9 protein-coding genes are annotated in these 11099 nt (G+C 61.3%); 5 read left to right on the top strand and 4 right to left on the bottom strand.

The features are described from left to right. Positions 1-64 precede the first annotated feature (64 nt). Positions 65-1141: a DUF748 domain-containing protein gene (locus AC07S6_RS18605; protein WP_019818252.1), complete on the bottom strand. Its 1077-nt coding sequence runs from the start codon at positions 1139-1141 to the stop codon at positions 65-67. Positions 1142-1268: 127 nt separating this feature from the next. Here AC07S6_RS18605 and cysK point away from each other — a divergent pair, with 127 nt between their 5' ends. After that, positions 1269-2243 (top strand): cysteine synthase A, encoded by a 975-nt coding sequence (gene cysK, locus AC07S6_RS18600; protein WP_014717498.1) that lies wholly within the window; start codon positions 1269-1271, stop codon positions 2241-2243. A gap of 243 nt (positions 2244-2486) precedes the next feature. Further along, positions 2487-3425, top strand: a complete 939-nt coding sequence (locus AC07S6_RS18595) for an aspartyl/asparaginyl beta-hydroxylase domain-containing protein (RefSeq protein WP_005786126.1) — start codon at positions 2487-2489, stop codon at positions 3423-3425. Between the two features lie 177 nt (positions 3426-3602). Here AC07S6_RS18595 and acnA read toward each other — a convergent pair whose 3' ends face one another. After that, positions 3603-6344: an aconitate hydratase AcnA gene (gene acnA, locus AC07S6_RS18590; protein WP_495112757.1), complete on the bottom strand. Its 2742-nt coding sequence runs from the start codon at positions 6342-6344 to the stop codon at positions 3603-3605. Between the two features lie 196 nt (positions 6345-6540). On the opposite strand from acnA, the gene rlmM reads away from it, so the two are divergent. Both rlmM and tusA read left to right on the top strand, forming a co-directional pair. Further along, on the top strand, positions 6541-7617 hold the full coding sequence (rlmM, locus tag AC07S6_RS18585; RefSeq protein WP_495112756.1) for a 23S rRNA (cytidine(2498)-2'-O)-methyltransferase RlmM: 1077 nt from the start codon (positions 6541-6543) through the stop codon (positions 7615-7617). 129 nt (positions 7618-7746) lie between these two features. Continuing rightward, the gene (gene tusA, locus AC07S6_RS18580; RefSeq protein ID WP_020302891.1) at positions 7747-7992 is read left to right on the top strand and encodes a sulfurtransferase TusA; all 246 of its coding nucleotides are present in this window, start codon (positions 7747-7749) and stop codon (positions 7990-7992) included. Here the strand turns inward: tusA and AC07S6_RS18575 are convergent. Beyond that, positions 7989-9383: an MATE family efflux transporter gene (locus tag AC07S6_RS18575; protein WP_495112755.1), complete on the bottom strand. Its 1395-nt coding sequence runs from the start codon at positions 9381-9383 to the stop codon at positions 7989-7991. The two genes, tusA and AC07S6_RS18575, sit on opposite strands and share 4 nt — an antisense overlap. A 250-nt stretch (positions 9384-9633) precedes the next feature. Here AC07S6_RS18575 and pdxB point away from each other — a divergent pair, with 250 nt between their 5' ends. Further along, positions 9634-10776, top strand: a complete 1143-nt coding sequence (pdxB, locus tag AC07S6_RS18570; RefSeq protein WP_495112754.1) for a 4-phosphoerythronate dehydrogenase PdxB — start codon at positions 9634-9636, stop codon at positions 10774-10776. A 141-nt stretch (positions 10777-10917) separates the two neighbouring features. Here pdxB and AC07S6_RS18565 read toward each other — a convergent pair whose 3' ends face one another. After that, complete coding sequence (locus AC07S6_RS18565; protein ID WP_014717504.1) at positions 10918-11091, bottom strand: PA1571 family protein; 174 nt, start codon at positions 11089-11091, stop codon at positions 10918-10920. Positions 11092-11099 lie beyond the last annotated feature (8 nt).

The raw sequence follows: 11099 nt of genomic DNA, 5'->3' as shown, positions 1-11099 counted from the left end.
AGGTATCAGTGACAGATGAGTTGGCTGACCCACCGCCATCGCAGGCAAGCCAGCTCCCACAGGGTTAATCAGCGCTGGGCTTGGGCTGTTCGTAACGAGCATTGAACGCCTGGATGAAACCATTGCGCAGAATCGCGATCACCGCAGAAAACGCACTGATATTTTGCTGATGCACGCTACCGCTCAGCTCCACACGGGTGGCGAACTGGTTTTTACGCTGGTTTTTCAGCACGGTTTCGCTGGCGCCCACCACGGCTTCCCAGATCGAACGGAAGATATTCTTGTCCTGGTTTTCAACGTCTTGTTGCCAGTCGAACACCTCCACATCGCGCAGCAGCGGCTTGATATAGCCGGTGAGCCGGCCATTTTCAGCCTGGGCTTCGATCACCACATCACCCGTGCCTGCCTTGAAGTCGAACTTGCCATAGGCAGAGGCGAAGTCGTTCATGCGTTTGAGTTGCAGGTCGCGGGCGCGGAAGCGGAACTCGAACTCTTCGAAATCGCTCAGCGGGTCAAAGGTGGCGTTGGCTTCCAGGGGCGCCTGGCCTTGCAGCAGTGCCTTGCCTTCAAAGCGTGCATCACGCTTGCCTTTGACATCCACCACATTGGTCAGGTTATAGAAGCTGGCGTTGACCCCGGTGGCGTTGATATTCACCTGAGGCTTGGAGCTGAAGTTATGGAAGGCGATCTCGCCGTCTTCGATGCGTACTTCATTGAGGGTAATCGGCAGCAGCTTGCGCAGTTGTTCCTGCCAGTCGGTGCCTTTACCGGTCTGGGACGCCTGCTTGTTGGCACCGCCATCGACGAAGTTGATCTGCGGGCGCACAAAATGCCCCTCGGCCACGACGGCGTGGTCGTACCAGAGTGAATGCCAGCTCACGGCGAACTCGATCAGCGGCGCCTTGACGAACGGTACCGGGACCTTGCCGTCCACCTTGACGATTTGCAGGCCGTTGATCCGGTAGGCGCCGCGCCATAGCGCAAGGTCCACATCGGCAATCTCGCCACGGTAATCGCCCATGTTGGCGAGTTTGTCGTTCAGGTAGTTGCGCACCAGGTAGGGCAGCGCGATGTGCACGGCAATCAGGACCAGCACCAGAGCGGCGATTGTCCCTAACGGCCAACTGTAGCGACGTTTCATTGGGCAGTTCTCCTAGCTTGTAGGGGATTGACTGTTCTGATCGTCGCAACGTTCCTCCTTCTGGACGCTTGGGAGCACGAGGCATACCCTTGGGGCCTTTCCCAAAGTCCCGACAACAGGAATCGCCATGAGCCGCATCTTCGCAGACAACGCGCACTCCATCGGCAACACGCCTCTGGTTCAGATCAACCGCATCGCACCGCGGGGCGTGACGATCCTGGCCAAGATCGAAGGGCGTAACCCCGGCTATTCGGTGAAGTGCCGCATTGGCGCCAGCATGGTCTGGGATGCGGAAAGCAGCGGCAAACTCAAGCCGGGCATGACCATAGTCGAGCCGACTTCGGGCAACACCGGTATCGGCCTGGCGTTTGTCGCCGCCGCCCGTGGCTACAAATTGTTGCTGACCATGCCGTCGTCCATGAGCCTTGAGCGCCGTAAAGTGCTCAAGGCTCTGGGCGCCGAACTGGTGCTGACCGAGCCGGCCAAGGGCATGAAGGGCGCCATCGACAAGGCTGCCGAGATCGTCGCCAGCGACCCGGCCACCTACTTTATGCCGGCCCAGTTCGATAACCCGGCAAACCCTGCGATCCACGAGAAAACGACCGGCCCGGAAATCTGGAACGACACCGATGGCGCCGTGGACGTGCTGGTGGCAGGCGTGGGGACCGGCGGCACGATCACCGGGGTATCACGCTATATCAAGAACACGGCGGGCAAGCCGATTCTGTCGGTGGCCGTGGAACCCATGGTTTCGCCGGTGATCACCCAGGCCTTGGCGGGTGAAGAGATCAAGCCCAGTCCGCACAAGATCCAGGGTATCGGCGCCGGATTCGTGCCGAAAAACCTCGACCTGTCGATGGTCGACCGCGTGGAACTGGCGACCGACGAGGAGTCCAAGGCCATGGCCCGACGCTTGATGCTGGAAGAAGGCATCTTGTGCGGAATCTCCTGTGGCGCCGCCATGGCCGTGGCCGTGCGCCTGGCCGAGAAGCCGGAGATGCAGGGCAAGACTATTGTGGTGATCTTGCCGGACTCCGGTGAGCGCTACCTGTCGAGCATGTTGTTCAGCGATTTGTTTACCGAGCAGGAAAACCAGGCCTGATCTTAAGAGCAACCCTGTGGCGAGGGAGCTTGCTCCCGCTGGGCTGCGCAGCGGCCCCATTATTCTGGGAGCGCTTCGCACTCCAGCGGGAGCAAGCTCCCTCGCCACAAGGTTGATGTATGTCACCCGGTCGGTCTGGGCCTTCTGCATAATGGCTCAAGTGTTTATCATGGCCGGCTGTTACGTCTGGTTTCCCATTGACGGAAATTTGCTGGCCAGGCGCTTATTTCCAGGAGTTGCTGCATGACCTTTTCTTTGGCCGCCAAACTGTCGGTGTTGCTGCTGTTCATCGGCAGCACGCTGTATGTGCACCTGCGTGGCAAGGCCCGTTTGCCGATGTTGCGTCAGTTCGTCAACCATTCGGCGCTGTTCGCCCCATATAACGCCCTGATGTACCTGTTTTCCGCGGTGCCGTCCAAGCCCTACCTGGACCGCAGCAAGTTCCCGGAACTGGATGTGCTCAAGGACAACTGGGAAGTGATCCGCGAAGAGGCCATGCACCTGTTCGACGAGGGCTACATCCGCGCCGCTGAAAAGAACAACGACGCCGGTTTCGGTTCGTTCTTCAAGAAGGGCTGGAAGCGTTTCTACCTCAAGTGGTACGACAAACCGCTGCCATCGGCCGAGGCGCTGTGCCCCAAGACCGTGGCGTTGGTGAGCAGCATCCCTAACGTCAAGGGCGCGATGTTTGCGCTGTTGCCGGGCGGCAGTCACCTCAACCCGCACCGCGACCCGTTTGCCGGTTCCCTGCGTTATCACCTGGGGCTGTCCACGCCGAACTCCGACGACTGCCGTATCTTCGTCGACGGCCAGGTCTACGCCTGGCGTGACGGTGAAGACGTGATGTTCGACGAAACCTACGTGCACTGGGTGAAAAACGAAACCGAACAGACCCGAGTGATCCTGTTCTGCGACATTGAGCGCCCATTGAGCAACCGCGTGATGACCCGCATCAACCGCTGGGTCAGCAAGCAACTGGGCCGCGCAACCGCACCGCAGAACCTCGATGACGAGCGCGTGGGCGGCATCAACCAGGCGTACGCCTGGAGCAAGACCTTCAGCGACAAGTTCAGCGGCCAGGTCAAACAGTGGAAGCGCAAGCATCCCAAAGCCTACCGCATTGCGCGGCCGGTGCTGGCGGTGGTGGTGCTGGTGCTGCTCTGGAAGTGGCTGTTCGGCTAAACCGCACACCGTAAAAAGGCGCTGTATCGACAGATACAGCGCCTTTTTCATGCCTGGAATGTGATCAAGACTGTGGGAGCTGGCTTGCCTGCGATGGCGGAGTATCAGCTATAAAAATGTTGGCTGACCCACCGCTTTCGCAGGCAAGCCAGCTCCCACCTTAGATCTGCGTTTTTCTTAAGAGGCGATCAACTGGCGCAGCACGTAGTGCAGAATCCCGCCCGCCTTGAAATACTCCACTTCATTCAAGGTATCAATCCGGCACAGCACCTCAACCTTCTCGCTGCTGCCATCCTCCCGAGTGATCACCAACGTCAGGTTCATCCGCGGCTCGATCTCGGCATCGGTCAGTCCGAGGATATCGATCTTCTCCTTGCCGGTGAGCTTGAGTGTCTTGCGGTTCTGATCCAGCTTGAACTGCAACGGCAACACGCCCATGCCTACCAGGTTGGAGCGGTGGATACGCTCGAAACTCTCGGCGATCACCGCCTTGACCCCTAGCAGGTTAGTGCCCTTGGCCGCCCAATCGCGGCTGGAGCCGGTACCGTATTCCTGGCCGGCGATCACCACCAGCGGTGTACCCGAGGCCTGGTACTGCATGGCGGCATCGTAGATCGCCATTTTCTCGCCCGTAGGGATATACAGCGTGTTACCGCCTTCTTCGCCGCCGAGCATTTCATTGCGGATACGGATATTGGCGAAAGTGCCGCGCATCATCACTTCATGGTTGCCCCGGCGTGAGCCGTAGGAGTTGAAGTCACGCGGCTCCACGCCCTGTTCGCGCAGGTAGCGCCCGGCCGGGCTGTCGGCCTTGATATTGCCGGCAGGGGAGATGTGGTCGGTGGTTACCGAATCCCCCAGCAGGGCCAGCACGTTGGCGCCCTTGACGTCCTCGATCACCGGCAGCGGGCCAGCAATGTCGTCGAAGAACGGCGGGTGCTGGATGTAAGTGGAATCTTGCTGCCATACGTAGGTGGCTGCCTGCGGTACTTCAATGGCTTGCCATTGCTCGTCGCCGGCAAACACTTCGGCATATTCCTTGTGGAACATGCTGGTGCTGACTTGGGCCACCGCTTCGGCGATTTCCTGGCTGCTGGGCCAGATGTCCTTGAGGTACACCGGATTACCCTGCTGGTCATTGCCCAGCGGCTCGCTGCTGATGTCGATGCGCACGGTACCGGCCAGCGCGTAGGCGACGACCAGGGGTGGCGAGGCCAGCCAATTGGTTTTCACCAGTGGGTGCACGCGGCCTTCGAAGTTACGGTTGCCGGACAGCACCGAGGCCACGGTGAGGTCGGCCTTCTGGATAGCTTTTTCGATCGGCTCGGGCAGGGGCCCGGAGTTGCCGATACAGGTGGTGCAGCCGTAGCCCACCAGGTCGAAGCCAAGCTTGTCCAGGTACTGGGTGAGGCCCGCAGCCTTGTAGTAGTCGGTGACCACTTTGGAGCCTGGCGCCAGGGAGCTTTTCACCCAGGGCTTGCGGGTCAGGCCTTTTTCCACGGCTTTTTTCGCCACCAGCCCGGCCGCCATCATCACGCTGGGGTTGGAGGTGTTGGTGCAGGAGGTAATCGCGGCGATCACCACCGCGCCGTTTTTCAGGCGATAGGTGTTACCTTCGTATTCATAATCCGCCTCGCCGACCAGGTCGGCATTGCCCACGGCAACGCCGCCTCCGCCTTCGCTTTCCAGGCGGCCTTCTTCTTTGCTGGTGGGCTTGAATTGCAGGTCGAGAAAATCGCTGAACGCTTGGCCTACATTCGGCAGGGCGACGCGGTCCTGGGGGCGTTTGGGCCCGGCAAGGCTGGCCTCGACAGTGCCCATGTCCAGGGCCAGGGTATCGGTGAACACCGGCTCCTGGCCGGCGTTGCGCCACAGGCCCTGGGCCTTGGTATAGGCTTCCACCAGCTTGACCGTCTCAGCCGGGCGGCCGGACAGGCGCAGGTAGTCCAGGGTCACTTCATCCACCGGGAAAAAACCACAGGTCGCGCCGTATTCCGGGGCCATGTTGGCGATCGTGGCACGGTCGGCCAGGGGCAAATCGGCCAGCCCGTCGCCGTAGAACTCGACGAACTTGCCCACCACGCCTTTCTTGCGCAGCATTTGCGTGACGGTCAGCACCAGGTCGGTGGCGGTGATGCCTTCCTTGAGCTTGCCGGTGAGCTTGAAGCCGATCACTTCCGGGATCAGCATCGACACCGGCTGGCCGAGCATCGCCGCCTCGGCTTCGATCCCGCCCACGCCCCAGCCCAATACGCCGAGGCCGTTGATCATGGTGGTGTGGGAGTCGGTGCCTACCAGGGTGTCGGGGAAGGCGTAGGTGCGGCCGTCTTCTTCTTTGGTCCACACGGTGCGGCCCAGGTATTCCAGGTTGACCTGGTGGCAGATGCCGGTACCCGGCGGTACCACGCTGAAGTTGTCGAAAGCGCTCTGGCCCCAGCGCAGGAAGGCGTAACGTTCGCCGTTGCGCTGCATCTCGATATCGACGTTCTGCTCAAAGGCGCTGGTGCTGCCGAACTTGTCGACCATCACCGAGTGGTCGATCACCAGGTCCACCGGTGACAGCGGGTTGATGCGCTGTGGGTCGCCCCCGGCCTTGGCCACGGCGGCGCGCATGGCGGCCAGGTCGACCACCGCGGGTACCCCGGTAAAGTCCTGCATCAGCACGCGAGCGGGGCGGTACTGGATCTCGCGGTCGGACTGGCGTTCTTTGAGCCAGGCGGCGATGGCCTTGAGGTCGGTGCCGGTGACGGTCTTGGCGTCTTCCCAGCGCAGCAGGTTTTCCAGCAGCACCTTGAGGGACATCGGCAGCTTGTCCAGGTCACCCAGGCTCTTGGCGGCTTCGGGCAGGCTGAAGTAGTGGTAGATTTTGCTGTCTATTTGCAGTGTCTTAAGGGTTCTCAGGCTATCAAGGGATGACATTACATGACTCCTTATGGTCCGCACGGCTACGGACCTGACGGGACGAACAGAGCTATCACGTTAGCGCTGTTTTCATTAGCAGGCTAATAACTGGACTCTATCGCTGAGTCCAAGGTTCCGAACTCGGCTATCATGCGCGCGTTTTCATGACAGGTATTGCGATAGCGCAAGGCCAGTTGATTCACCAGGAGATTCAATGAACACCCTTTTTATGCACTGCCGCCCGGGTTTTGAAGGCGAAGTCTGTTCCGAGATCGCGGAGCACGCCGCGCGCCTGAACGTGTCCGGCTACGCCAAGGCCAAGACCGGCAGCGCCTGCGCCGAATTTGTCTGCACCGAAGAAGACGGCGCCCAGCGCCTGATGCACGGCCAGCGCTTTGCCGAGCTGATCTTCCCAAGGCAGTGGGCGCGCGGGGTGTTTATCGACCTGCCGGACACCGACCGCATCAGCGTGATCCTCGCCCACCTGCGTGAATTCCCCGTGTGCGGCAGCCTGTGGCTGGAGATGGTCGACACCAACGACGGCAAGGAACTGTCCAACTTCTGCAAGAAATTCGAAGTGCACCTGCGCAAAGCCCTGCTTAACGCCGGCAAGCTGGTGGACGACCCGAGCAAGCCGCGCCTGCTGCTGACCTTCAAGAGCGGCCGCGAAGTGTTCATGGGCCTGGCTGAGTCGAACAACTCGGCGATGTGGCCCATGGGCATCCCGCGCCTCAAGTTCCCGCGTGACGCGCCCAGCCGCTCGACGCTCAAGCTGGAGGAAGCCTGGCACAACTTTATCCCCCGTGACCAGTGGGACGAGCGCCTGCACGGCGACATGACCGGCGTCGACCTCGGCGCCGCACCGGGCGGCTGGACCTGGCAACTGGTCAACCGTGGCATGCTGGTGACTGCCATCGACAACGGCCCCATGGCCGAAAGCCTGATGGACACCGGCCTGGTGCAGCATCTGATGGCCGACGGCTTCACCTTCGTGCCCAAGCAGCCGGTAGACTGGATGGTCTGCGACATCGTTGAGAAGCCCGCTCGCAACGCGGCACTCTTGGAAACGTGGATTGGCGAAGGGCATTGCCGCGAGGCGGTGGTGAACCTGAAGTTGCCGATGAAACAGCGTTACGCCGAAGTGAAGCGTTTGCTGGAGCGCATCGAAGAGGGCTTCAAGGCGCGTGGCATTCGTGTGGAGATCGGCTGCAAGCAGCTCTACCATGATCGCGAAGAAGTGACCTGTCACCTGCGCCGCCTGGTAGATGTAAAGAAATCCAAAGGCCGCTGATATTAAATGTGGGCGCTGGCTTGCCTGCGAAAGCGGTATAACAGTCGAAGTTTATGTTGAATGTGCCCCCGTCATCGCGGGCAAGCCCGCTCCCACATTGTTGAGCGGTGCCAGTTTTAGGAGTGAAGTATGAGTCTTGAACAGCCGGTTGACGGCACCCTCGACGCCACCGGCCTCAACTGCCCGGAACCCGTGATGATGCTGCACCAGCACATCCGCGACCTGCCGGCGGGCGGCCTGCTCAAGGTCATCGCGACCGACCCGTCGACCCGTCGCGATATCCCCAAGTTCTGCGTGTTTCTCGACCACGAACTGGTGGATCAGCAGGAAGATGCTGGCACCTACCTGTACTGGATCCGCAAGAAAGCCGATTAAGCCTGCGCCTTTACGGCCCGAATGCGTCGGCGTGCACTGCGCGCCAGGCGCACCACCAACATCCCCGCCGCACAGCTCAAGCCCACGATCAGGCCTTGCCATAAACCGCTCGGGCCGCTGGGTTCGCCGAGCCAGTTGGTCAGGCCCAGGGCGTAACCCACCGGCAGGCCCACGCCCCAATAGGCGAACAAGGTCAGCACCATGGTCACCCGGGTGTCCTGATAGCCGCGCAATGCGCCGGCGGCGGTGACCTGGATCGAGTCAGAGAACTGGAACAGCGCCGAGAACACGATCAGCATCGACGCCAGGTGGATCACTACCGGATCGGGGGTGTAGATCGCTGCAATCTGCTCGCGAAACAACAGCATCAAGCTGCAGGAAAAGCAGGCATACGCCAGTGCGGTGCCCATGCCGACGCCGGCGGCGAAGCGTGCTTCCCGAGGTTCGCCGCGCCCCAGCGCCTGGCCGACGCGCACGGTGACGGCCATGCTCAGGGAGTAAGGGATCATGAACACCAGGGAGCTGACGTTCAGCGCGATCTGGTGACCGGAGACCACCGTGGCGCCCAGGCTGCCGATCAACAAGGCGATCACCGCAAAAATACTCGATTCGGCAAAGATCGCCACGCCTATCGGCAGGCCAATGCCCAACACGCGCTTGATCACCGCCCACTGCGGCCAGTCGAAGCGCTTGAACAACTCGCTGCTTTGATAGGCCGCGCCCCAGCGCGTCCAGATGGCCAGGCCGATCATCATCACCCACATTGCAATCGCGGTAGCCCAGCCACAACCCACGCCGCCCATGGCCGGTACGCCCAGGTGGCCGTAGATGAAGATGTAGTTCAGCGGAATATTCAGCGCCAACCCGCACAAGCCCATGACCATGCTCGGCCGTGTGCGGCCCAGGCCGTCACTGAAACAGCGAAACACGTAGTACAACGCCACCGCCGGCATACCGGCGGCGATGCCATGCAGGTAGCCCATGGACGGCTCGATCAAGTCGGGTTCGACCTTCATCGCATGCAGGATCGGCTCGGCGCATAGCAACAACAGCGCCCCTGCGATGCCAACCACGACGGCCAGCCACAATGACTGACGCACCAAGGGCCCGATCTCGCTGAACTGGCCCGCACCGTAGCGCTGGGCGACTTTCGGCGTGGTGGCCAGCAGAGTACCGGTCATCAACAGGTACACCGGGATCCAGATCGAATTACCCAGGCCCACCGCCGCCAGGTCCTGCGGGCTCACGCGCCCGGCCATCACCGCGTCGACGAAGCTCATCGCGGTGGTGGCCAGTTGGCCGATCATGATCGGCAAGGCCAGCGTCAGCAGGCCGCGCACTTCCCGGCTGATGCGGGCGGGGCGGGAGAGGGTAGCGGTGGCAGTGTTCACGTACAGGTGTCCAATAAAAAGGCAGTCGCAAGGACGGCGGATTCTACGCGTTGACGCAGCGGTCAGGAAAAAACCTGTGTTAGGGATTTGTAAGCGATGCGCCCAGGCCAGCGCTGACCCCTGTGGGAGCTGGTTTGCCTTCGATGCGGGCACCTCGGTCCATCAGGCAAACCGGGTCGATGCAATCGCAGGCAAGCCAGCTCCTACACAGGATCTTCTGTACACTGCCAATCCGCCAAAGGAGCCTGCCATGCTGATTGTTGCCGACGAAAATATCCCGCTGCTCGATGCATTCTTCGAAGGGTTTGGCGAGATTCGCCGCGTGCCCGGCCGTTCCATCGACCGCGCCACCGTCGAGCAGGCCGATGTACTGCTGGTGCGCTCGGTGACCAACGTCAACCGTGCCTTGCTTGAGGGCAGTAACGTGCGCTTTGTCGGCACCTGCACCATCGGCACCGACCACCTGGACCTCGACTACTTCAAGCAAGCGGGTATCCAGTGGTCCAGCGCGCCGGGCTGCAATGCGCGTGGGGTGGTGGACTACGTGCTTGGCAGCTTGCAGACCCTGGCTGAAATCGAAGGCGCTGACCTCAAGCAGCGTACCTATGGCATCGTCGGTGCCGGCGAAGTCGGCGGGCGCTTGGTCAAGGTGCTCAAGGGCCTGGGCTGGAATGTGTTGGTGTGCGATCCGCCGCGCCAGATTACCGAGGGCAGTAATTTCGTCAGCCTGCAGCAGGTCATCGAGCAATGTGACGTGATCAGCTTGCATACGCCGCTGATCAAGTCCGGCAACGGTTCTACCTGGCACCTGCTTGATCGCCAGCGCCTGGAACAGCTCAAGCCAGGCACATGGCTGATCAACGCCAGCCGGGGTGCGGTGGTGGATAACGCCGCGCTGCGCGAGGTTTTGCTGGCGCGCGAAGACCTGCAAGCGGTGCTGGACGTGTGGGAAGGCGAGCCCGAGGTGGACGTCGACCTGGCTGACCTGTGCGTGCTGGCCACGCCCCATATCGCTGGTTACAGCCTTGATGGCAAGCAGCGTGGCACTGCGCAGATTTACCAGGCGCTGTGCGCGCACCTGGGCCATGAACCGAGTATTCGACTGAGTGATTTGCTGCCGGCCCCCTGGCTGGCCGAGATGCACCTGCATCCTGAGACTGACCCGGCCTGGGCGCTGGCGACCTTGTGCCGCAGTGTGTACGACCCACGCCGTGACGACGCGGATTTCCGTCGCAGCCTGGTGGGCACTGTGCAGGAGCAGCGCCAGGCCTTCGACCTGCTGCGCAAGCATTACCCGGAACGTCGCGAGGTCGATGGCTTGAAGGTGCGCATCAAGGGGGAGTCGGCGGTGCTGTCACAGATCGTGACTGCTCTGGGTGCCGAACAGCTGTAACGGTTATCGCGGTGCTCTTGAGGCCTTCGCGAGCAAGCTCGCTTCTACAGCGGGCATAAAAAACCCGGCCATCTGGGCCGGGTTTGAAAGAGCGTGGGCGCTTCAGCCTTGCTGGGCAGGGTTTGAAAGAGCGTGGGCGCTTCAGCCTTGCTGGGCAGGCTTGACCAGTCGCTGTTCCAGCTCGCTGCAGGCTTGCTGGATCATTTCTTCGGTAATCTGCACTTCCCGGCCCTTGGCATCGATGTACGAGCAAGGCAGCTGCTGCGGCTGGCGGATCACTTCAATCTTGGCGTCGCTGCTATTTTGCAAGGTCATGGCCTGTC

It is taken from the genome of Pseudomonas sp. GW821-FHT07B01 (assembly GCF_059419065.1).
Note: the sequence above shows the minus strand (reverse complement) of the source record. Positions and strands in the feature narration are given on the sequence as shown.